The organism is Nonomuraea sp. bgisy101, assembly GCF_057708945.1.
Window position 1 is genome coordinate 249,285 of record NZ_JBYITD010000012.1, and the last position, 25,313, is coordinate 274,597.

Annotated in this window: 6 protein-coding genes; 2 read left to right on the forward strand and 4 right to left on the reverse strand. The window is 64.1% G+C overall.

Features of this window, described 5'->3' with window-relative positions; translation table 11 throughout:
* The first annotated feature begins 335 nt into the window (after nt 1-335).
* The gene (locus AC3EO4_RS24295; protein ID WP_431897990.1) at nt 336-8,666 is read left to right on the forward strand and encodes a DNRLRE domain-containing protein; all 8,331 of its coding nucleotides are present in this window, start codon (nt 336-338) and stop codon (nt 8,664-8,666) included.
* Nucleotides 8,667-8,802: 136 nt separating this feature from the next.
* Nucleotides 8,803-9,564: a hypothetical protein gene (locus AC3EO4_RS24300; RefSeq protein ID WP_431897992.1), complete on the forward strand. Its 762-nt coding sequence runs from the start codon at nt 8,803-8,805 to the stop codon at nt 9,562-9,564.
* A gap of 334 nt (nt 9,565-9,898) precedes the next feature.
* On the opposite strand, the gene AC3EO4_RS24305 is transcribed toward AC3EO4_RS24300, so the two are convergent.
* The 4 genes from AC3EO4_RS24305 to AC3EO4_RS24320 form a co-directional block, all read right to left on the reverse strand.
* A complete protein-coding gene (locus tag AC3EO4_RS24305; RefSeq protein ID WP_431897993.1) occupies nt 9,899-10,960 on the reverse strand; it encodes an integrase core domain-containing protein in 1,062 nt (353 codons plus the stop codon).
* Between the two features lie 280 nt (nt 10,961-11,240).
* Nucleotides 11,241-17,084 (reverse strand): hypothetical protein, encoded by a 5,844-nt coding sequence (locus AC3EO4_RS24310; protein WP_431897995.1) that lies wholly within the window; start codon nt 17,082-17,084, stop codon nt 11,241-11,243.
* 87 nt (nt 17,085-17,171) lie between these two features.
* Entirely contained in the window at nt 17,172-19,292 is a 2,121-nt protein-coding gene (locus AC3EO4_RS24315) for a hypothetical protein (protein WP_431897997.1), read from the reverse strand.
* Complete coding sequence (locus AC3EO4_RS24320; RefSeq protein WP_431897999.1) at nt 19,289-25,309, reverse strand: DEAD/DEAH box helicase; 6,021 nt, start codon at nt 25,307-25,309, stop codon at nt 19,289-19,291. Before AC3EO4_RS24320 ends, AC3EO4_RS24315 begins: the two co-directional genes overlap by 4 nt.
* Nucleotides 25,310-25,313 lie beyond the last annotated feature (4 nt).

Sequence of the window (25,313 nt, forward strand, 5' to 3'; positions counted from 1 at the left end):
TTTGATCTCGGGATCACCGCGCCCATCTGCAGTGTTTACAGACAGTCACAATTGACAGCTTGTCCAGCTGGCTGTCCATCTGACCGGTTTGCCCTTGTAGGTGAGGGTTCAACTAGAGATAGAACGCGCGTTCGGACTACAAGATGATCACTTTGCGTAGATCTTGACCAAATATGCGGTTTTCTGGCTTGATCAGGGCGCTTTTGCATCCGACTTATCTCTCCATGAGCGGAGCTTGTGTGCGCCTGTTACCCCCTGCCCGTACCCACCATCCCCGCCCATCCGCTCCACCCCCTCACACCACCCGGTCAACCGGCCGACGGCTGCGCCGAGCCATGGTGCTCGCCCTGACCCCGGTCCTGCTGGTCACCTCGACCCCGGCCTTGCCGGCCTACGCACAGACTCCTGCCTTCCCCCACGAGGCAGGATTCGTGTCCCAGGTCGCCTCCTGGGTCAGCAATGGCATCGCCGGGCTGTTCGCCGAGGAACCGAAGGGCGAGATGCGCCCCAGCGGGCAGCAGATCACCCTGCCCGGCCGTCAAGCCACCGCATCCCCCGCGGCAAAACCGCCCGGCAAGCGGGTCAAGGAGGTGCCCGGTAAACGCTCCCGGTTCGGCACCGTCTACGAGCTGGAAGACGGCCGCCACCAGGCGGAGATCTCCAGCCATCCGGTCCACTACCAGGACGCCAACGGCGACTGGCAGGACATTGACACCCGCCTCGAGGGCGTCTCCGAGGACGGCTTCGTTCACGGCAATGACAAGACCGGCTTCTCCTCCCGGTTCGGTGACCGTAGCGACAAGCTCGCGAAGATCAAGCTGGGTGATCGGCATGTGACGCTGGGTGTGGCCGGCGAGTCCCGCCAGGTGACACCGGCGGTGACCGAGTCCACGATCACCTACCCGGGTATGTGGGACGGCGCCGACCTGGTGTTCAAGCTCACCGCCGAGGGCGTCAAGGAGTACGTCGTCCTGCACCGCGCGCCCGCGCCTGGGACGACGTTTGCCTTCACCGTCAAGACCGGCGGTGTGCAGGCGTCGCAGAATCCGGACGGGTCGATTGCCTTCGACGCCGAGGACGGCACCCGGGTGTTTACCATCCCGAAGCCGTTCATGATCGACGCGGCGGCGGATCCGGCCTCGCCGTACGGCAAGCGGCACTCCGAGGCGGTCACCCAGACACTGGCTCAGCAGGGCAGCGAGGCTACCATCACCCTGGCCCCCGACGCGGCCTGGCTGGCCGCCCCAGAGCGGACCTGGCCCGCCGTGATCGACCCGACCATCGTGCTGCAGCCCCTTTGGGCTTTCTCCCAGGACGCCTACGTCAACTCCGCGGCCAAGACCACCAACTACGACGGGGCCTGGCAGCTGCCGGTCGGCAAGACCAGCACGGGCGCGATCAACCGGTCGCTGGTCAACATCCAGGTGGTCGACGAGCTGCCGGATGAGAACGTGGTCGTCGACGACGCCCGGCTGGAGGTCTACTTCGACCAGGCGCTGGGCGAATCAGGCGCGGTGACCATCGGCGCGCACGAGGTCACCTCCAGCTGGTTCTCGCCCGGCGTGACGTGGAACACCCAGCCCTCCTTCGTGGCTACGCCGGCCTCGACGGTGACGCGGCAGCCGAACGAGTTGTCGCGCTGGCACTCCTTCCCGGTCACCAACGTGGTGCGGCGCTGGCTGTCGCAGTCGCTCTACACGCACGGCCTTCTGCTGAAGGCCACCGATGAGGGCTCGACCGGCAAGGTCGGCGGGCCGGTGTATGAGGCCGCATCGGAGAACGCCTACGGCGGGGACGCGATGCTGTCGGAGACGGTGAACTTCCCCAAGCTGCTGGTCACCTACGGTAAGCCAGGTGTCCGGCTGAACCAGCCGAGCCAGGCCTCCCCGGTCGGGGCCAGCCTGTCGTGGACGGCCTACAGCGACCCGACCCCTGAGGATGCCTCCGACGATCTGGTCTCCTACCGGCTGCGGCGTACCTGCCCGTCGGCCTGCCAGGCCGGCTCTGGCGGCCCGGTGGACAACTCGCTGGTGACGACGCTGGATCCGGAGGTCACCTCCTTCACCGACACCAGCAGCGGCGGCATGCCATACCTGGTGGCCGACCCGACCTACACCCACCAGGCCACCTACTGGGTGGAGGCGGTGCTGAAGAACGGGGAGGTGATCCGCTCCACGGACCTGACCGTGATCCTGCCCAAGCCGGGCTTGATCACCAAGGTGCTGTACGGCAGCGCCGACACCACGCTGTCCTCCGGCGAGCCCGCCGCCGGGCACGACCAGGTCAGCGGGCAGAAGTGGCTGCGGGTCGGCAACACCGCCACCACCCTCGGCAACACCCGCGCGGTCATCAAGTTCGACGACTACGCCGGCCAGATCCCGGCCGACGCGCAGATCACCGAGGCGGCGCTGTCGCTGTGGGGAACCACCAGCACCGGATCAGGCGCCGGCTTCACCGCGCACAAACTGACCAAGGACTTCGACGAGGCAGCCACCTGGACCAGCCCGTGGACCAGCGCGGGCGGCGACTTCGACGCCACCCCGGCCGCCACGCTCACCGGACTCACCGCCGCCCCGGGCTGGCGCAAGTGGATCGTCACCGACGTGGCCAAGTCCTGGACCGCGACCCCGGCCGCCAACCACGGGCTGCTGGTCAAGGTCGGTGACGAGGCGGGTGCGGCCAAGCAGTCGGCCTCCTTCCTGGCCTCCGAGGCCGACGAGGGCGCGCTGCAGCCGCGGCTGCGGGTGACCTATGTGGACACCACCACCTCGGCCGCCTTCTACGTGCCCGGCACACCCGAGCGGCTGGCCAGCGAGGAGACCAGCAAGATCGAGGTCGTCGTCACCAACACCACCAACGAGAACTGGCCCGCCGCCACGACCGCGGTCTCCTACCACTGGAAGTCGCCGGACGGGACGGATCTGTCCACGCCGGACAACCAACTGAAGACCATGCTGCCCGCCGATCTGGCCCCCGGCCAGTCGCTGCTGGTCGCCGCCGATGTCAAGGCACCGACCCTCACCGGTCTGGGCACGAACAAGGCCGAAGGCCAGCAACTGGTGTGGGACGTGCAGGACACCTCCACCAACAACTGGAAGTCGGCCACCCACCACCTGCCGCAGCTGCCGCAGCAGATCCGCCTCGACTCCCCCACCAGCGATCTGCTGGGGTCGGAGAAGTTCTACGCCTACACCGGCAAGAACACCGGCGCCGGATCCACCGCACTGGTCAACCCGTACGCCGGCAACCTGGTGTGGAACTACAACGCCTTCACCAACCCCTCCCGGGGCGTGCAAACGTTCGCCCGGATGACCTACAACAGCCTGGACACCACCGCGGCCTCCCTCGGCTACGGCTGGAGCCTGCAGACCTCCACTCTGCAAAGGCTCGGCTCCCAACTGCAACTGCATCCGCCGGGACAGTCCTGGCCGGAGCAGGTGCGGCTGACCGACGGCGACGGCACCACGCACGTATGGACACTGGATACCCACGGCCAGGACGTGCGCATGTGCGATTACGACACCTGCGACTACAAGCACCCGCGCGGCGTGCACCTGTACCTGCAGCGGGTCGACCCCGGGTTGTTCCCGCCGGACCAGCAGGAGATGGGCGAGCAGCGGCGCTGGGTGTTCACCAAGCCGGACCGCACCCAGTTCTTCTTCGACGAGGAGGGCTTCCAGTCGGCGATCGTGGACAAGAACGGCAACACCATGTCGTTCGCCTACGAGCGGCGCCGGTCCAACAACAAGCCGACCAAGTTCCTGCAGTTCATCACGGACGCCGCCGGCCGGGAGACGCTGCGCCTGACCTATTACAAGAAGGGTCAGGACTACACCTACATCAACGACGCGGGCGCCGAGGTCAACGACACGAAGCTGACCAACCCGCACATCATCGACAACGTCGAGTCGATCACCGACATCGCCGGACGGAAGGTGAGTTTCACCTACACCGACAAGGGCCTGATGGCCAAGATGGTCGACGGCGCCGGTGATGATCAGGCGAAGACGTTCCGGTTCGGCTACGACGCGCTGCAAGGGAACAAGAACGTCAAACTGGTCGCGGTCAAGGACCCGCGCGGTAACACCACCGCCTTGAAGTACTACGAGGCGCAGGTCGACCCGAAGGACCTGTGGAAGGTCGAAACCCTCACCGACCGGCTCAACGGGGTGACGAAGTTCGACTACGTCGACCTGGACGGGCCACAAGAGGGCATGATCCACACCACGGTCACCGACCCGCGGAACAACGCCACCCAGTACCTCCTGGACGCCTACGGCAGGCCCAAGGAAATCACCAACGCCAAGAACGAGAAGACCGTCCTGCAATGGGACGCCGACCACAACGTGGAGAGGCTGACCGAGGCCAACGGCGCATACGCCACCTGGATCTTCGACCAGAACACCGGCTACCCGCTGGAGTTGAAGGACGCGGAGGCCAACGCCAACGGCACCACTCCCACGGTGCTGGCCTACCAGAGCTTCCTCAACGGCTACGTCGCCGACCTGGTGGGGAAGACGTCGCCGGAAGGGCGCAAGTGGGCCTTCGGCTACGACGACAAGGGCAACCTGAAGACGGTCACCGACCCGCTCGGCGTCGCCTCCACCACCGTGGACGGCGACTACACCACCACCTATGAATACGACCCGGTCGGGCAGCTGACCAAGGCCATCGACGCCAACGACAACCCGACCGTCTACAGCGACTACCACCCGACCGGCTACCCCGAGAAGATCACCGACGCCTACACCAACGTCACCACCACCTCTTATGACGTGCGCGGCAACGTGCTGTCGGTGACCGACGCGCTCGGTAAGAAGACCACCCAGACCTACGACATCTTCAAACGGCCGCTGGAGAACACGGTCCCCAAGGACCAGGACGCCTCCCCGCCGGTTCTCATCGTCACTCCGGCACCGGTCTACGACGCCAACGACAACATCACCAAGATGACCGCCCCCAACGGGGCCGTCTCCACCGCGACCTACGACGAGGCCGACCAGCTCACCGAATCGTTCCTGCCGAAGGACAGCCAGGGCGGCGAGGAGCGCAAGGCCAGCTTCACCTATGACGCGGCCGGCAACCTCGAGACGCAGACCGAGCCGAAGGGCAACCTCACCCCCGAGGTTGCCGGTGACTTCACCACCACGTACGTGTACGACAAGATCTACCAGCTGACCGACGTGATCAACGCCGAGCCATACAAGCACAAGGTCACCTACGAGTACGACAGCGTCGGCAACACGATCAAGGTCGTCGACCCGCGCAAGAACACCACCGCCGACGGCGCGGACTATACGGCGATCTACACCTACGACCGCAACCACCAGGTCACCCACGTCAAGGACGCCGCGGGCTTCCAGACGGTCACTGATTACGACCTGGACGGCCTGGTCGAAGGGGTAACAGATCAAGGGGGCAACAAGAGCTTTATCACTCTGGACAAGCGCGGCGAGGTCATCGAAACAAAGGTCCCGCACTCGGAGACCGACGGGGTCATCAAGTACACGGTCGCTCAGTTCGAGTACGACCAGGTCGGTAACCAGACGAAGGTCGTCACCCCGCGCGGTGTGGAGACCACCGACGACCCGACCGACTTCATCGCCGAGACCAAGTACGACAAGCTGAACCGGCCCGTCGAGGAGGTCTACCCGTTCGATCGGGACGACCCGAAGTACAACACCCCCGACTCGGTGAAGTACGTCTACGACCAGGTCTCGCGGTTGAAGGAGATCTCCGCTCCGCCCTCGCACGGGCAGAGCATCCGCAACGTGTCCACGATGACCTACTGGGACAACGGCTGGTCCAAGACCACCACCGACCCGTGGGACATCAAGACCACCTACGACTACAACAGCCTGGGCCTGCAGACCAACCGCACCGTCACCTCGGCGGGCGGCTCCAGCCAGCGCGCCCTGGACTGGGACTACTACCCCGACGGCAAGCTCAAGACCCACTCCGACGACGGCGTCCCCCTCGGCCTGGACGTGGTCCTGGGCGACAACTCCGACACCGGCCAGGTCACCGCGGTCGGCTCCTGGACCCTCGGCGGCACCAGCGGCGCCTCCTCATCGAACATCGTCGGCCCCACCCTCACCACGTCGGCGACGTCCGGGTTCGTCGGCTACGACTACGCCACCGCCCCCGCCGGAACCGGCCAGTCCTCCTTCACCTGGGGGCTGACCACCCCGGCCCCCGGCAGCTACAAGGTGCAGGTCAAATACCCGGCCGGCGGCACCGCGACCAACGCCAAGTACACCGTCAAGCACGACGGCGGCCAGCAGGTCGTCACCGTCGAACAGACCAAGAACACCGGCGACTGGGTCGACCTCGGCAGCTTCGCCTTCACCGCCGGCAACGCCCACGCCATCACCCTGACCGACGAGGCCAACGGCAGCGTCGTCGCCGACGCGGTCAAACTGGTCCGCGACAACAGCGGCGACACCGACGCGGAGAAGAAGGACTTCGCCTACACCTACGACGCCAACGCCAACCTCACCAAGATCGACGACCACTCGCCAACCGCCAAGATCGACGTCTGGGACATCGCCTACACCGGCCTCAACCAGATCGAATCGATCAAGGAGAAGCTGAACGGCGTCCTGAAGAACACCACCACCTACACCTACAACGAAAACAGCGCCGTCACCGAGCGCACCCACGACAAGACCCTCGCGACCTACCGGTATGACGTGCGGGACCTGGTCGACCAGGTCGTCAACAAGAAGTCGGCCACCGACCCCGCGCCGAAGGTCACCGGCTACAGCTACACCCGCAAGGCCGAACGCCTGACGGAGACCAAGGCCAACAACAACACCGTCACCTACGACTACTTCCTCGACGGCCTGCTGCGGCACTCGATCGAGAAGAAGTCGAACGGGACGGTGGTCGCCGAGCACACCATCGGCTACCAGGGCAACCTGCACCGCGCCCGCGACGTCACCAAGATTCAGAACGCCGACAACCCCGGCGCCTACCTCGAACACGACTTCACCTACACCTACGACCCCCGCGACCGCATCGCCAAAACCGTCAAAACCCCGACCGGCGGCGGAACCGCGGCAACCGAGACGTACTGGCATGACGCCAACAGCAACGTCTACGAACAAGAAGTCCTCGGCAAGAAGACCACCTTCACCTACGACCGCAACCGCCTGATGACCTCCGTTACCGACGGAGCCACGGCCACCTACAACTACGACCCCTACGGCCGGCTGCGCACCGTCACCGGCGGCGGCAAGGTCCAGGAGAAGTACAGCTACGACGGCTTCGACCACGTCGTCCGGCACGAGAAGCTCGGCGGCGACGGCGCCACCACCGTCACCAGCTACACCTACGACCCGCTGGATCGAACCACCAGCAAGACCGAGAAGGAAGGCTCCGCCCAGGCGAAAACCACCACCTACTCCTACCTCGGCCTGTCCGGCGAGGTCCTGGACGAAGAGGTCGCCGGCAAGCTCACCAAGTCCTTCCAGTACTCGCCGTGGGGCGAGCGCCTGTCCCAGGTCAAGGTCAACGCCACCGGTGGGGAGGAGTCGTCCTACTACGGCTACAACGCCCACACCGACGTCGAACAGATCACCGGCGAGGCCGGTGACACCCGCGCCACCTACGGTTACACCGCCTACGGCGGCAACGACGACAAACTGTTCACCGGCGTCGACAAGCCCGACCCGGTCGACCCGACCGCCAAGGAGGAGTACAACCCCTACCGCTTCAATGCCAAGCGCTGGGACAACTCCACCGGCATGTATGACATGGGGTTCCGCGACTACAACCCGGGCCTCAACCGCTTCCTCAACCGAGACACTTACAACGGGGCCCTCGGCGATCTAGCACTCGCGCTGGATCCATGGACTGCCAACCGCTATGCGTTCGCTGGCGGTAACCCTATTAATCTCATTGAGCTTGACGGACACTCTCCGTCGATCCGAGTACCTGATGGTTCTCCAAGGACGCCGCCGGCACCCACCTTCCGCGAGCGCTACCTGCGGACGAAACCACACGGGAAAAAGGCGCTAAACGAGACGGGAATCCGAGGCTCCGCAGCTGCTTACGACAAAAATGGAAATCTGATTCATTACGACAATACGTTCTTCAGTGGGCTGACAAACACCGGCCTAAACGAAAAGATGCCCACACGGGAAGAACGCAGCTACGATAGCCACATCGAACCGAGAGTCATTCGCGACTTCAACCTTCGTGGACTGCTAGAAAAAGGCAACACGATTATTATCGCGGTAGACGACCCCAAGAGAACACCATGCCAAGGCGATACAGGCTGCATGGCCACCCTACCGGGCGTCGCCAAAAAATATGGCGTGACAATCGTGTTCCGCTCCCCGGGATATGAGAGGATATTCGGAGGAGAAGGAAAAAATTCCATCAAGGGGGGAATTACCCCCGAAACGGAAATTCCGAAAATGATAAATCGGAATAACATCGCAAATAAACCCACAACTCCACTTACAGCCGGTTCGAGGCCAAGCACTCTTCTTCCAAGACTTCCCCGGGGTGTTGATGGGGGAGTGGGTGCGATGGACGCCATCTCGATGATCACATGGGCCTGGCTCTACATGAAGGATCCAGAATACTGGGCCGGACCGCCAATGCCCAACTGTAAATGGGCAAACAATCTCGGAACATGGGACTGCATGATTGCATAAAGGGAGAATCGGCCCTTCAAAGGCTTTCACCTTAGCTTAATATCGCTGCCGGTGCCGCCATTCCGAATGGTCGAGCGGGGGCATCGGCCAGCGTCAGTTACTTCTCTTATCCCGATCGATACGGTATCCTGGCTACGTGAACCAAAGAATCTCTCTAGTCGAATCCATTAAGCTCGCGACAACAGGCCCGAATGAGGCATGTCACTTCATCGAGGCCTTCTCTCGCGAATGGCTGGATGTACGCACAAATATAGACGTCTACTCCAACACGGAGATCACTCAAACAGAGAATCGCCTCGGGTTTCCACTGCCAGCACCGATATCTACAATATATAATATCCTTGGTCAAGGGTCTGATATCACGACCAGCCATGGCAACATACTCCCTCTGGATGAACTCCGCCAGGATCTAAGCGCAGGTGTGCTGATTTGGAGAATCGAAGACGAGGGCGAAATGGAATTCGCCGTAGGCTACGAAGCAGACGATCCAGCCGATCCAGCGGAACTATTTCGTGCCGATAGTGCCGATGGCCCAACTCCCTGGGAAGTGTGGCGCGACACTATTTCGTCCTCCTGTGTTGAGATTCTACTTGAGAAGGCGCTCTACAATGGACCAGACGATCTAAGGCTGGCCTTTAGCGCTGAATCAGACATTGTCGCCACTTATATCAAAAACGCCTATTCGCATGTTAAGCTGCCATCCCGCAGCTGGGGGTCAAGGTCCGAATGGCTTATTGGCGAGAATTCATTCATGAAGGTCACAACATCTCAGAACACCCCCACTGGTGACCCATGGCGCGATGCACAAGCCGGGAGATCCTACGTCGCTTTTCGCGGTAAGAACCAAACAGTGACAAACGCAGTCCGACAACAACTGACTCAGCTGATGAATATGTAGTAGATGGCATCAGCTGCCCCTTACCGCCGCCCATGCGGGACTATGGGGTCGTCGGACACCTGCAATTGCAGGCCGTAGCATTGCTAGTGTCATCCGCCTGAAATTCGCCCAAAAGTCCGTATGGTGTACCGCTCGAATATTGAGTTATGTGACCTGAGCTGTGGTTAAGCGGCGTGGTGGTATTCGCTGATCATGCCTGTGGCGACGGGTTTTCGGCGGATGGATCGCGGGTCGTTGAGTTCGGTCAGGTCCCGGGCGGGCTGCGCTGCGGTGTCCGGGGTGTACCGCTTCAAAACTCGTACACATGGTTTGAGCTGGTGCTTCTTCGGGTCTGTCAGGCAGCCCTCCGGTACTCGTTGATGGCTCCGCTGAGCACCTTTCGGCGCTGAACCCGGCCTTCCAGCGGCACCACGACGTGCTCGTCTTGATCGGGTGGGCGTTGTTGGCGGGACTGGTGCGGGCGATGGCTGTTGTAGTGCTCGGCGTACTCGTTCAGGACCGATCGAAGATGGCGTTCGTCGTAGATCAGCATCCGGTCGGTGCATTCGGCCCTGACGGTGCGCACCCAGCGTTCGGCGTAGCAGTTAGCTCGAGGTGTCCGCGGCGCAGTCTTCATCACCGTGACACCTGCCCCGGCAAAGATCTCATCGAAGACGGCGGTGAATTTGGTGTCCCGGTCCCGAATGAGGAACCGGAACGAGGTAGCCCTGTGCCCGAGGCCCATGAGCAGGTTGCGGGCCTGCTGAGCCGTCCAGGCGCCGGTGGGATGGGCGGTCACACCCAGGATGTGAACACGTCGTGCTTCTACCTCCATGACGAACAGGACGTACAGGCGCTTCAAGAAGATCGTGTCGATGTGGAAGAAGTCGCAGGCGAGGAGCCCTTTCGCTTGCAGCCGTAGAAACGCCCGCCAGGAGGTGTCGAGGCTTCGTGGTACCGGCCGGTGCCGGCGTGAACGCAGGATTCGTCGCACGGTCGCTTCGCTGAGCTGCACGCCGAGGCAAACCAGCTCACCATGGACCCGCCGGTACCCCCACCGGGGGTTCTCGCGGGCCAGACGAAAGACAAGATCCCGAATCTCCTTGCTTGTGCCGGGACGGCCAGAGCGGTGCGGGTAGGTCCACGCGCGTTTGATCAAACGCCGATGCCAGGCCAATAGGGTGCCGGGGGTGACCAATCGGTGAGCGCGCAGGGCCATCGGCAGGAACCGGGCCAACGCCGCCAGGACCGCTCGATCGGCCCAGTCCGGCTTCGACCGGACGACCTGGCGCCTCAACACGGCCACCTCGTGGCGGAGCACCATGATCTCGACGTCCTTGGACGCCTGCCCACGCCCCAGCAGCACCAGCCAGCCGAACACCCGAATCAAGATCAGATACAGCAGACGAACCGACACAGACCGCGATCTTGCCCGCGAGGCCTCTGGAGGTCAAAGCCGCAGATCAAGCACCACGCGCTGAGTTATGAAGCAGTACAAGTCATAGAACCCGTCCCGAAACGCGGACAATCCAGACAGCGCCTCGACTTCGGCATGGTCGTGCAGCACTTCACCCCTGCGGCCTTCGGGCGATCGGTGTTGACTCTGGCGAGAAGACACGATCGCGCGAAGGCCGCGTCACTGTCCGGGGAACCGCGAAAACGATCTCACGTTGATCTTGAGCTGGTTAAATCCCAAGCTAAGACGACCTAGGGGTAGACGGAAGCGCTGCCCAGGCTGCCGCCACGAGGGGTTCAGGGCGATAGCGCCCTTGGTCGTCAAGGTCGAAGAGATCCAGGGCGAGAAGGCAGCTGACTGTCGACTCGGGGTCGTGCTCATCGATGTCGCACCCTACGGCGGCGATCAAATCGGCATGAGTGAGACCTGACCCATCGGAAAAGCCAGAGATCGCCCGATATCCTCTGGACACCCGACGATCAGCCAGCAGCCCAACCGCTTCCAGGAGGTTGCGACTTCCTTGAGGGGCGTCGAGTTCAGCCGACAACCTGGCCAGGACGTCGTGCTCAGCACGCCGGGAGGACTCAGTGAGGGCGCGTTCGACAAGGAACGGCCAGCCGGACGTGACCGTGTAGAGCCCATCCAGATGCGCACCGAATCGATCGGTCTCCAGCGTCCATGTCTTCAGAGTCGAGCGTGTGTGTCGGCGTAGCAGCACGACCGACATGCCCTGCTCGTCCATGGCAAGGGCTTCCTCCCAGAAGCTCATGACACTCGGATCCGCGACGAGCACGGCAGAGCGGGTCACACCCGATGCTCGAGGAAGCAGCGTGAGCGCCAACTTCAGACTGTCGCGACAACCATCCGCCTTGGTCTCCTTTCGGATCAGATCCGAAAGGATGATTCTTCGATCTCCTGGATCTCCCTCGACCAACTCGGTCTTGAATTCGTTGACACCTGTCGGTTTCCGCAGCCGGAACCGAAGGCTGAGGGCTTCGACGACCTCGTCCAACGTCTGAGTCACGTCACCGATACCGGTCGCGCGGGAGCCCAGCACTACCCGGGTCTGGTTGGTGTGCTCGCCTAGCAGGTCGTCGATCTGCTCCTCGGTGAGCGGGGCCCGGGTACGGCCGTCGCGGAGCAGCCGCCGTGCCTGGAGGACATGGTCGCGGTGAGGTATCTGCTCGGTGGCGGCATTTACCAGTTCCGTCAGGACGTCATCAGGATTGCCGATCATCGGCAGGACGTTTAGGGATCTGAGCTGCCAGCCGAGACCGTCGTTGTTGTGATGGAGCACGCCGAGGCCGGCCATCTCCTGCAGGTAGGCGCGGAAGCCCTCGAAATCCAGCCCAGCAAAACCTTGCGGCCAATACGTGCCGCACTCGGCACGCAGGTCGCTTTCCTTCAGCCGGGCATCCATGCCCCGCTCGTACGCATGGTGGGCTAGAACATTGGCGATGACGTTGTAGCGCGAATCAAGATTCAGAGTGTCGCGGAAGACCCGGATAATGTCACCCTTGAGCCCGTGATCTGAGATGACTGCCTCAACGTCCGCCTCGGAGACCACGTACGGCGGTCCGGCGTTGTGTCCGGTTCTCCGCTGGTGCATGAGCTCGATCAGCCGGTGACCGAACATCTGGAGCAGGAAGGGCTGGTAAGCGCAGTGGATGTTGATCTGGTGGACGAGATCCGTCGCGATGACCATGCCCAGCGCTCTGAGCGGCTTGGCGATCAGGTCGAACGCGTGCTGATGCTTTAGTGGTCCGATGACCTCGGGGCGCTGAGCCAGGTGGGAGAACGGGCCGTTCCGCCCAACCTTGGCGAATCGTTGGACCGAGTGGAGACCGGCGAACACGACCTTGACCCTGCCGTCGAATTCGGTTCCGAGCGCCTTGAGCCTGTGGGTTTGGACGAAGCTCGGGGCGTCCGACTCGAAGAATCCGTCGGCCTCGTCCAGCAGAACCAGGAGCCTGTGCCTCGAGTCGGCGTCGAGCCAGCATCGCAGACCCACCTTGACCGCGTCGTGAGAGTCTCCGCGGGCCGCCTTGGCGCGCACAGGAGCGAGTACCTCATCCACAATCAGCTGTTGACGGAGCTTGTCCCAGACAGCTCCGGCACCGAGGCCTTCCTTGCCGACGATGTCCCTGAGGTCCAGGAAGACAGCCAATCGTCCCTGGGTCCGCTCCCATTCCGTCTTGCTGTCACGAAGGAGAGCCGACTTGCCGAGACCTCGCCCGCCAAAGATCACCTGCGTACCATTGGGATCCAGGATCGCCCGGCGTTCCTTGTCGCGCCCATAGAACATCTCGGGAGCCACGGGACCGCGTTTGTCGCGCACGTAGGGGTTGATGGCGGAGAACGGGAGCGCTACCGCGAGTGCCGTGGGCAGTTGGCCCTCACCGTTCACGGCGAGATAGGCCAGTGCGGCATCGTCCAAGACGATCACCGGAGCGGGCGAGTGGACGGCACGTACGGCAAGAGCACGACGCACCGACGCCGTCATGGTGCCGAAGTAGGCCACCAGTACGCTGTCACCGGAACTGTCGTGATCGATCCAGCTCATCAGCAGGTCGGCGGGTGGCCTGCCCCAGGCCAACAGGATCTTGAGCTCTCCGCCCGCGCGCCGGCCATCGCCGAGGCGGGTGCCGAACTCTGGCAGAGTGGCCCGGCCAATGAACCGAATGCCGGATGCCTGCACGAACCGACGCTCCGAGCCGTTTCCTGGATGATTGCTGATCTTTCTGATGCTTTCAGGCTCCAGACCTGCCAGTCGAAGTACGCCGGTCAGGTGCTCGAGTTGGCCGCCGCGGCCACGGCCATCCCGCGGCGTTGAGGCAAGCAGCCGCCAGTCGCGAAGCGCCATCGCGCCGCGCTCCCTGAAGCCTTCAGAAAGGGTTGAGCAGTCGAGTACTGGAAGGTCAGCGATCATTCCTCCGGAACGCAGCGCCTCGATGTGATCGGGTGTGATCCCCTGGGGGAGGGCCTCGGGGACGGTAGGGAAGAATGCTTCCAGGTCCTCACGCGGCTCCCAGGCCGGCAGGTCAGCATCGTTTTCGAGGCACCAGATCAGCTCCTCGGCGATCGAGAGCTTCCCGTCGTCGATCAGTTCCGAAATCTTGGCGGGCTCGGCCGGATCGACCGGCTTCTGCCGCTCGGCTATGGCATTGTCCAACCGATCACGCAGTCGTTCGGCCGCCGCGCTGCGCAGTTCGGGCAGCGCTTGCTTGATCGTACCGAGTTGACGGCGGACTTCGTGCAGATCTGTGCGGTCCCCGCGGAGTGGGTCAGCGGCTGCCAGCATCGTTCCGAGCTGCGTATCCTCCTGTTCAGAAAGCTCGTTCTGGCCCCGCGCCCGCCGAACCTCCACGGCCAGACTGTCACGCAGGTCGAGGAGTTCGCTGCGGGAGCGTTCAACTGCTGCACGCAGTTCGTGCTCGACGAAGGCCTCACCTGCCATCGGCCCGCCCCGCAGGGGCTGCTGTTCTATGGCAAGCTTCATGATCGCGGCGGCGGCCGGGTAGTTCTCGCCCGCTAGATGGCGAGCATAGGCTTCTTCCCAGCTCAGGGTGAACGCCTCAGCGAGCATCGCGATCTCCCCTCGGAGATCTTCTCCAAGGACGACTTCGGAAGACTCGGAATCGAGCCGGGCGCCCGAGATCTTGAGCAGTTCGACGGTGAGGACGAGGTCCGCAGCCGGCTCGCCCGGTGTGAGGCTGCGGTCGCCCGCGAGCAAGGCGAACGTGTCCTCCATGGCCGCTGCGGCGGCGTAGGCCGCAGCGGCTGTCAACGGATCGGGGTTGCCTGCACGGTCTGTCAGGACAGCGGCTACCGGGGCACGTCGGCTGAGTAGCTCCGATCTCAAGGCCCCGATGGCATGGGTCGCCCACGTGCGACCCTGTCGAGCCTGACGTTCCAGCGCAGTGACTGCCTCCAACCACGCCGAGACAGCCGATAGCGCGCCGACCGCAAGCGCGTGCAGATTCTGACGAGGGCCGCCCACCAGCGGTTTGGCTCCATTCTGCCGAATCTGATGATCGAGCCGATCTATCTCGCGACTGATCTCACTCGTTGCGTTCAGCCGCGTGACTTCCGCCTTGACCTGCTGAACCCTCGTCCGATCATCCTCCGCAGCGGCGGAGAGGAGTGATCCGAGAAGCCCGCTTTCGGCGTCAAGCCAACGTTTCGCCATCGCCGTGGCACGCGGGAACCGGATAGTGCGCTGGCGCGTCAGTCGTAACGCCGCCTCTGCCCTGGCCTCCTCCAGCCGACGTTCCAACTCGGTAACGTCCGCGAGCATGCCGATGAGCGGTGTGTCGGCGAGCGCGCCTGATACGACGGTGCGTCCCACACTCTCGGCCACCATACCGAGCTCAGGATCCAGATGATTGACCGACTCGATCAGGAGTGCACCGATGTCAGATGCGCCAGTGATGAGGCCGGCCCGGATCAGAGCTGGGACGGCCACGAGAAGCGCCACCGGCTCGGGCTCGATCATGGTGACGTCTCGCATCTCGGCAGCGAGCCGTGCCGCACACGAGCCGCTGGCGGACCTAACGGCCTCTGCGAGAGCTGCGACACGGTAGGGCCAGCGTTCAGGAGCGTCTTGGCCCATGGCTTCCGCCATCGTGTGCGCCGCGGCGAAGCGACGTGCGGCCACCAGTTCAGCCAGGCATTCCACTGGGTACCGGGTATCGCTCGATTCGGGGGTGCTCGGTGCGGACACCGGGACTACAGCCGGGGCGACCTCCGTCTGGGCTTCTGCCTCTGTCCCCTCCGCGAGTTCGATGAGGGTTGCGCTGGCATGCGCCACTGGCGATGTGTCTTCTTCTGCGTTCGCGGGAGGCGCCACATCCGCAGGAGGAAGGTGTGGGCGGGTGAGCTGACCCGTCGCGGCAAGGAATGAGAGATTCATAGGAAGGACGCCTGCCCTGTCGGCGAGCGCGTTGAATTCTGTCTTGTCGGCAGGAACCCCACCTTCACCTGCTACCAGATCGATCAGACGGTAGAGAGCGTGGAGACCGTCAGCCTGGCGGCGCTCTTCCTCACCCCAATGGGGGGCGGCTATGAGAGCTTCGATCATTGCTGCCAACTCGTTCCGCTGGCCCGCAGGGCCCTCCAGTTCGCCTAGTGATGCGAGTTCCGCGGCTCGCTTCTCACGATCCGCGACCTGGCGCAGGGCTGTCAGCAGATCCGGGATGGGCAGGTCGGCTCCGACGCGGTTCCGCGCAAGTGCGGTGTGGGCAGCGAGATGCTCGAAAGACACCGGGTGTGTCCCATCGGGAAGCAAGCCTGCCGAAAGGTCTTCGCCGAGCCTTACGACACGTTGCTTCGCGTCCGACCATGCCTGCGCCAGATCCACCGCGAGCTGTTCGGGATCTGTGGTCGACCCTGTCGAGATTTCAGAATCTGGGGCGACTGCCGGCGTTGGTGGCTGTTGGTGCATAGGTTGATCGTTCCTCGGCGGCGGTTCTTCATGAGCGTGATCGGGCTGCCCACCCTCGGGAGTTCCCGGCGGAAAGTCTGAGCTGACGGCGATGACCAGCTGGGCGGCTTCGAGCACGGCTTCCCCTTGCTCGGTGGACACTCCTGGAGGTAGCCACCACGGCAGTTCAGCCCATGCCGCAAGGAACCGGGCGTCAGCGGCGACCGCGTCTGGAGTCAGCCCCGTTCCCATATGTGACCAGAGGTACAGGCAGGCCAGACTTTCAGGGAACCCGCCCTTGCCGAGTGATTCGACGACCGGACGGGCGAAGGTCTGAGCGGCGAACCGGCCCTCTGGTCGGTTGAGCCTGGCAAGGATGCCCTCGCACATGGACAGCGGGCATTTGCTCGGCTTGATGTTGCCGAGCCCAAGGCGGCTCATGACAAGACCGCGACGCTCAGGGTTGATCCTGTTCATTCCCCAACGCACATCCGCGGGCGTCAGCGCCGTGATCGCGCCGGCAAACGGATCGGGCAGGCGGCGGAGTGCTTGCGCGAAGGCCTCCGCGGCCTGGCTGAACCGCTCCGGATCGGCAGGGACGTAGTCCCGCGTTAAATGGCAGGCACACGTGCCGTTTCTCGCATGGTTCTTACGTCTCGCCATTCTCAGCCGCCTTGTTCCATCACAAGTACTATTTTGCTTACGTACCTCTTAGACCGCAGGAAAATACCAACATTGGCTCGCCTGAGCTCATAAGACTCCACGGCGATGAGCGCGGACGATGGTGTAGCCGACCGGCAATTCCGGTCCGAACCCGAAATGCTCGCCGACCCGCCGATATTCGTCCCGAGCAAGTTCGGATGCACGTTCACCCGGCCGAAGCCGTCGAAGAAACGAGCGGACATCGTGACCTTTGAGACGCACTGCGATGTTGCGGGATCCCTGCCCGGAAGTGTTTCCCCCGGCCGGAACAATCTCCGGTCGCCAGACCAGGACGGGGACCTCCGGCGCCCCAGGCGTCGCGGGGAAATTCAGCGCGCAACCCATGTCCTTGCTCGCCACAGATCGATCGAGAACGCCCTCTGCGAGTAGTTCCGTCAGGGGCGCTAGCAGGATCGTCGCATGAGCGGCGGGATCGCCGAAGACCGCCTTGGTGAGCATCTGTTCCGGCAAGACCGCCGCACCGTCCGCCCGAAGGAGGCCCGCTCGACGAACCGCACGCAGGATCCGGTCACGGAGCTCGAGGCGCACGGCGCTTCCTCGGACAACACAGCCCGGGGCTCTGTCCCTGGTAACGATTCCGGGATCGTATCGGTGCTCGATGAGCTCGCCGTCCAACGTAATCGGGCTATCGAGGAGGGTCGATCCGGCATTGATGCTGGGGGCTCCGCGAGGCCACCAGAAGTCGAGGATGATGCCAGGGAAGTACTCCAGCGGCCAGCAGACGCCGGTCAGATAGGGGTGGCCCTCTCGGTACTCGACGCAGACGGCCTGATCTGCCTCATCGGGATCGAGGTCATACCCGTCATGGCTGAGCCGAAGTCTTACGGCTCCCGCAGTCAGTTCGCTCGCGAGACGTTCAGGTAGGGGTAGCCTCCCCTCCGAGTGATGTCGAAGCCGTAACGGGCTGGTCCAGTCAACCTGGGAATCCGTGATGGTGAGCCGTTCCTCACCCTCGGGTTTGGTGACTAGGTCATCCTCGTCGGCAGCGGGTGGCAGGCTCTCGAGCCAACCGAGGCCGAGCGGCAGAAGTGGGTCAAGACCGGCGTGCGGCCCGGCTGGGTGGGAGACTCGCCAGATACCCCCACCCTGCCGGAGATCGTCGAGTCGCAGATGTCCGCCCGAAGGGAGAACACCTCTCTCATCGGCTTCGCGTCTGGCCACATCGGACAACACGGCATTGGCGTGGCAGACAGCGAGAGCATAAGCCACGCCTTCCAGCGCCGCTTGGTTGGCCGCTGAGCCACGCAACCGGGGACCAACAGCCGTGTAGGTTACGCTCTCAACGTGCCGGTTTCGGCGAGTTTTCGACGGCGGGCGGGTCATTCCGCTGACAATGGAGGCCAGGTCGGCCCCGCCCAGTTCGCCTTCCTTGTCACCGAGTCGAACCGCAAGCGTATCGCGGGCGAAGGCATAGGGTCCCCAACGTCGCAGACCAGGAGCTGCGGCGAGGAGGGCGTCGAGGGTTCGGAGAGCTCTGCGTACGCCGGCCTCGAGATCCGCGTCGTCGGCGTCAGTACCCAGAAGCAGGGGCAATGGGCCGGTGATCAGACACTCCCGCGCGGGCCCCAGGAGAAAGTCCACGAATCCCGTTCGCACAGGAGAAGGCAGCAGAAGATGGCCGAGGTCGTCGAGCAACCGGCCCTTACGCCGCAACCGACCAAGGCGTTCACGGGTAGTGATCACCCCATGGCCGAAGGCGTCGAAATCCACGACCAGTCTGTCTCGGGCCCCTGGCCCCCCGCTGGGACCTGCGGTGTCACGGGGAGCCCCGGACAGCCAGGGCTCGACGGCACCGTCGTCGTCCAGGGCGGGGTGCGCACCCTCGGCGTAGAGGACCTCACAGAACAGCGGTTCCGAGCCCACCTCCAGGCTTACCAACGCCCCGACCGGCGGTGCCGGAGCGTCTGAGCGCGTATCGGGCAGGCGATCGAAGTCCACAGGGCCACCTGTGTAGCCGCCGTAGTCGAGGTCGTAGCCGAAGTAGACGGCGTTGAACGCGACCGCGGTGTGAAGGACGCCGCGCTGCGAAGCCAATGCTTCGAGGTAGCGAGTGAGTCGCTCTCTCTGGCGGTCGGACATGGCCTCAGGACCGAGGATGAGTTCGGCGGTGAACAAGGGATTATCGGCATAAGGAGTCCAGACCGTCACAGGTTCTCCTTCGCCCGTCGGGCGGCTTCACGCCGCACGTTCCCCGCCTCTCTCCATCGCCCCTCGACGAACACCACAGTTCCCGCAGCCTCCAATCGCGCGAGCGAGTCCTCGACCTGCCGCACTGTCACCCGAGGTGCCGCCCCGAAATACCGGCTGGTCGTAATCGTCCTTTGCAGCCTCAACCTCCGTCGCTGCCCAGCATGGAACCACGAGTCCTCGCCTCGTAAGGCGAGGCGGAGATGCTGGGCGGTCAGGCCCCGGGCGACATGCCAGAGAAGGGCGGTGACCTGCCTGTCGAGAGTCCGTTCCTGTGGGGCGGAGGTGCCTCCGCTTGCGGTCAAGTTTCTGGTGGCCGCGTTGAGGGCCATAACAACCGCGGGCTTCGACTCCCCCATTGGAACGTCGAGCCTGCGGTCCCAGCACGCCGAACAACGGTTGCTGAGGCTGGAGCAGCAGTCCTCGGGCAGTTCGCCTACACCGAAGTAGTCAGCGAACTTGCGATTGGAACAGGCGCCGTGGTCCTGGAAGAAGTCCCGCAGACGCTCCAGCTCGGCGGCAGCCCTTTCAGTACGGCTCTCGAGTGCCGCGTGGAATCCGCCGGGCAGCGCACGCCGCACGACTCTCACGCCCGTGACGAAACGGCGCGATGGCGCGGCGGAGACATCGAGCCTCCCTCTGTCGTGCAGATCTGACAGCAGTGCCCACAGCTCAGCCGGGTGCTCAATCATGGTGGCATATCCATCGATCTCGGCTGCCAGGTGGCGGTCGAGGTCTGGAAGGAACAGCGCTGACCTGTGAAGGGACCCTTCACGTGCTGGAAGACTCAGCACAGTTGCGATCAGTTTCTCTTCCAGCGCATCTGGGATACCGCCAGGATCGAGCAGCTCTCCGGCGCCGACAGCCACCCGAGGCGGGAAATCCCCGAGATCCTCGACAGCTCCGAGGTCAGCGAGCGTCGCGAAGACCCGGGCCATCCCTTCGGCGTATTCATCCTGTGTCCGAGACTCCCGGGCTTTAGCGGCGTCGATTCGTCCCGCGTCCAGGTCCTCACCAATGAGCTGGTCGGCCGTGGCGGCGATGTCCAGCACACCGTCGTGACGGCCGAACACCATGACGGCCATTCGTCGGGCGAGAGATGCGGAGAGGTTCCGGTCAGTCATGAACTGGACAGTCCGCAATCCTCTATTGGTGGCCAGGGCGAGTCCGGCGTTGACTGTGCCCGGCGCACCACCATCCCGGCCGGCACGGCCGATCTGCTGGTAGAGCGCCGCAAGATCGGTCGGCGGCGACACGCAGAAGACGGTCCGCACGTCGGGGCGATCGATGCCGAGGCCGAACGCGGACGTGGCCACTACCAGTAGCGGAACGAATCCTTCCTCACCCTGCCTCGGTGCCTCGCGGAACTCCGTCATGACGGCCGCCTTCTCCGCCTCGGTGAGGCGGCCGTGGAAGCGTCTGACCAGCACACGGCCATCACCGACGTGATCGCGCAGATGCGCGTGGACGGCAAGAACCTCCTTGATCGTCAGACAGTAGAAGATCGCGTGACCGTCGATCGTGCGGACGACCCCTTCCAGTAGAGCAGCGACCTTGGCTGGTCCGGCCGACGCGATCGAACGGCGGTGGATGGCCAGTTCAGGTCTAATCGGACTCTCCTGGACCGTCACGAGTCCGCTATCGGCTTCGCCCTCACGAAGCCCGAAGATTCTTTCGCGCAACCCAGCGCGGACATGGTGGTTGGCCGTCGCGGTAAGGGCCGTCACGCGAAGGCGGTGCTCCGTACGGAGCTCGGCCAGCAACCGTTCGACTCTGCGGAAGGACGGCCGGAAGTCGTCTCCCCACTGGATGGACGTATGTGCCTCGTCAACCGCGACTCGGGTGATGATCCCATCGCGGACGGCATCGCGCACCAGTTCTCGGAAGCGGCTCTGACACAGCCGTTCCGGAGATACGTAAATGATCTTTATCCGGTGATCACGTCGGCCTTGCAGCTGTTCGTGGACCTCGGTGCGCCCGGCACGAGAGTTGGACTCACGCATCGGGGCGACGAGCGCTCGCACCGCACCTCCGATGGAGCGGTTGAGTTCAAGCGCCTGGTCGTGCATCAGGGCGACGAGCGGCGACACCACCAATGTCACGCCCGGCAGGATCAGCGCCGGCAGCTGGAAGCAGTAGCTCTTGCCAAAGCCCGTAGGAAGAAGGCCGAGCAGATCCTTTCCGTCGGCGACGGAACGGATCGCCTGTTCTTGGGCGGGCTTCAAGACGGCTGAGCCGTCCTGAAGCCGAAGCAATCCAGCCACAGCGGCCGCTCTCTGGACGACCTCGTCGGCCAGACCACCGGAGGAGCGCAATCGCTCGACCTCTTCGCGGCTCAGCTCCAGTTCCCTGATCGCACGGGTCTGCGGCAACGTCGTGTGCTCATCCAAGGCCTCGTCGGTCGACAGTTCCGACGCGCGGCCCGGATCGAGCAGCTCGTGACGGGCGAAGAAATGCCAGATCCTGCGCCAGGCATCCGTCATCGGTACGACGTTGCCTCCGCCTGGCTCCCAGGTCACAGGATGAGGCTTGAGGATCTCTGGCTCCAGCGAGCCGAGGAAGATTTTCCGATAGGTCCGGCGCAGCGCTGAGACCCCCGCGAGCTTGCGGTCGGAGATTATGACAACGCCCCTATGACGCTCGGACCTGATCAGGCGCCCCACGGCCTGCCGGAGCTGAAGCGCCGCCATCGGCAGGTAGTACCGCTCGATGGCCGCCCGCTCGGGATCCTCAAGACCGAGCGACTCGGCTCGGATGGCCTCAGCCGCCCGGCGTGCTTCGATCACCGGATCGCCGAACGGCGCGAACGGCAGCTTGTTGATCCAGACAAGCCGGAGGCGCTGCGCGTCGGCGATATCGACGCCCTGCCACAACCCTTTGGTGCCGATCAGGAAGCCGCCGCCGTACTCACGGTCGGTGAACTCGGCGAGGCCTTGCCGGTTGCCACGTACCAGCGCTGAGCGAACAGGGGCCGGTTCTCCTGCATGCCTTAGCTCCGCCACGAGTCGATCGGCGATCCCGCCGGAGGTAGACCGCGCCGTGGTGAGCACAAGAGCCCCGTTGTCGTACCCGCCACGCTCGCCATCGGCCGGGCGGACCATCGCCGCAGCGTATCCACGCAGCTGATGGGCCACGGTCCTGATGGCACCCTCTGCCTGCTCGGCCCACGAAGGGAAGTCCTCCAGGCAGACAAGTTCCATCTGGTCTTCCAGGTCGAACGGGCTCGGTAGATGCAGGGTCCGCGTTGCCTCCACCAACCCCAGCCGTGATCGGAGGAAGGCCCACGAACCCTCCACCCGAAGCGTGGCCGAGATGTAGTACGTCCGCCGGAAGGCACCCAGGAACCGCCGCCAATCCGGGTCCTCGGGCAACTCGACCGGTGAGGTCGCGAGCTGAAACCTATAGGCCCGGAGCATGCCCCGTAGGGCGCCTAGCTCCCTCGCGTGGACAACCCGGTTCGAGGTGTTCGGCGGCAGCGCGCCTCGACTACTGCAGCTTCCTATCCGGCCCTCCTCGCCAGCGCGTTCTGCACGATCGTGCAGGTCTTCCCGCTGCTCACCTTCGGCCGAGAGTCCGGGCAGATCGGATAGGTCATCGGCATCGACGAGGTCGCCGTCGTCCGGGTCGCTGAGCGCAGTCGATTCCTCAGGTTCAGAGTCTGCGAACCGCCCGTCGGTGGCCGGCGCCTGCTCCGCGCCATCGAGGAAATCTTCCAAATCGGCAACGAGTGCCTGCGCTGCGGAACCTTGGGCCATTGTGCGGCTCACCAGCGCACTGACTCGTTCCTGCGTATAGAAGCCGAGTGGTTGGCCAGCACTGTAGGCCCTGAGGGTTCCCGTGACAGCCTCACACAGACCGGCGAGCCGCTTGAGCAGACCTACGAGAGTGCCGATGCGGTTACGACCTGCGGAACCGTCAAATGGACTCGCGAGCGTGATGCCGCGAGAGCCTACCGAGGCACCCGGCGAGCGTGCGTCAAAGAGCTGGCTGGCCAGCTTGGGGAGACTTTCGTGGTCGAGAAGGTTGGTCAGATTGGCGACAGCCTCCTGTACCGCGGCGCGGAGCGGGCCCGCCGATGCCTCCTGAGTCCAGGACTCAAGCTCGGCGTGAAGGTCTTCGAGCGCCTGATAGTCAAGAACCGTGGTGAGGGCGGAGGTAGCCGCGTTCTCCAGTTCGTGGGCTTCGTCTACGACCAGGACTGTGCTCGTGCCGAGCGTCTCCAGATGATCCAGGTGAGCGAGGAGCAACGCGTGGTTCGCCAGAACCAGCCGACGAGCTGCGAGAGCTTCGCGAACAGTATTGGTGTGCAGTGAGATGGGATTGTCTGGGTCTTCGGCGTAATCACCCGCATCGCCCTGGGACAGGCTGGTCAGCCATACGGAGATCGCAGCGCCCGCGTACTCGGCGAAGAACATCGGCACGTCCACCGGGTCAACAGAGCGCGCCACCCAGGAACTAAACGGTTCACGGGCTGCGCGCAACCGCAGGAAGAGATAGATGAGCAGTTCCCGGTAGCGCGGGTTCGGGAGGAACCGCCCTGCCGTACTCGGTCTCGGACGTCGCTCAGACTCCAGCGCGGTGGCATCCGCCAGAGCAAGGAGCAATGCCCGCAGCGAAAGCCGGTTGGCCTTCCCCTTGACCACGTCACTCAGCCCGAGGAGTCCGGGAACTGCCTGCTCGAGCCGGATGAGGTCATCTGCGAGTTGCGCCTGAAGCTGTTTGGTATACGTGGTGACGATCGCCGTGTGAGCGGGATGCGCGGCGAGCCAATCGATGACGGCGGCGAGGATCGCGTAGCTCTTCCCCGTGCCGGTGGGCGCTTCGATAGCCCCACAGGCGCCAGCATCGGTCCACGAGTGTAGGACGGCAGCCATCTGCTCCTGGGCCGGTCGCCGTCGTACGTGCTCACCGTGGACCAGCGCCGCAAGCGCGACCGGGTCTACCCTGCCATCGGGTCCGCGCAGGTGCTGAGCCGCGGTAAGTGTGCTGCGGCCCTGTCCACCGCCCTGGTTGCGCATCGGTGCCCTGCCGTCGAGGAGATCGACGGTGAGCTGAGCGATCTCAGCATGAGTGGTCGGGCGTTTGCTCCCATACGCGCTGGCGCCGCCCGCCATCTCGCGCAACAGCTGCCAAGCCGTCGAATCAGGACAGGTTCCGGCGACCAGGTCGGCGAGCCCCTCCGGCCAGGAAGCCAAAGTCCGGGCACCGAATTCAAGCAGTCGCCCGAGCAACTCGGCGTCGTCCGTCGCGTCGTGCCAGGAGAGACCGTCCGTCTCGATGCCCAGGTCCTCGGCGAGGGTGGCGAGGCGGTGGGAACGGGCCATCGGCCACATGGAGAGTGCGAGGTAGTAACCATCGATCCGGTGCCCGGGCAGGTCCGGCATTCCCTCACGGGCCAGCGCATCGGCGAGCATCGGGAAGTCGGCATCGGTGCCGTTGTAGGCGACAACGGCATCCGCACCTTCCAGGAAGGCGAAGAGATCTGTGAGGGCCTCCGCCGGAGAGATCGCCTCGGCGGCATGCCTCGCCCGCATCCGGGCCGAAGCGATCGTCCAGTCCTCGCCGAGCGGGAGTGCCAGCCAGCGCGTGAACCGCCCGGTCCCAGAGGCCCATACCTGATCCGCCCCGCAGCGGACCGCGCCGATCTGAAAGATCCGCTTTTCCGTATAGGGCTCGCGATCGGTGGTACGTACGACCGATTCCACATCGATCGCGACCGCGCGCAGCGGCCTGGGCGGTGGCGCATCCAGTCCCCGCGCTCGGGGAGCGGGCGCTGGCACGCTCCCTACTCGGCACAGGATTCCGGCGTCATCGGTGATGTGTCCCGCCGTCACGGCCTCGTCGATGAGCAGGGACAGCCGGGAGTCAGGCTGGCGTGGGAACTTCACTCGTGCTCGGCTGAGAAGGTCCGCGCGGGAGAGCTCGCTGTCGCCGAGCAAGGCGAGAAGCTTGCGGGTATGGGGAGTGGGGCCGATCATCGCG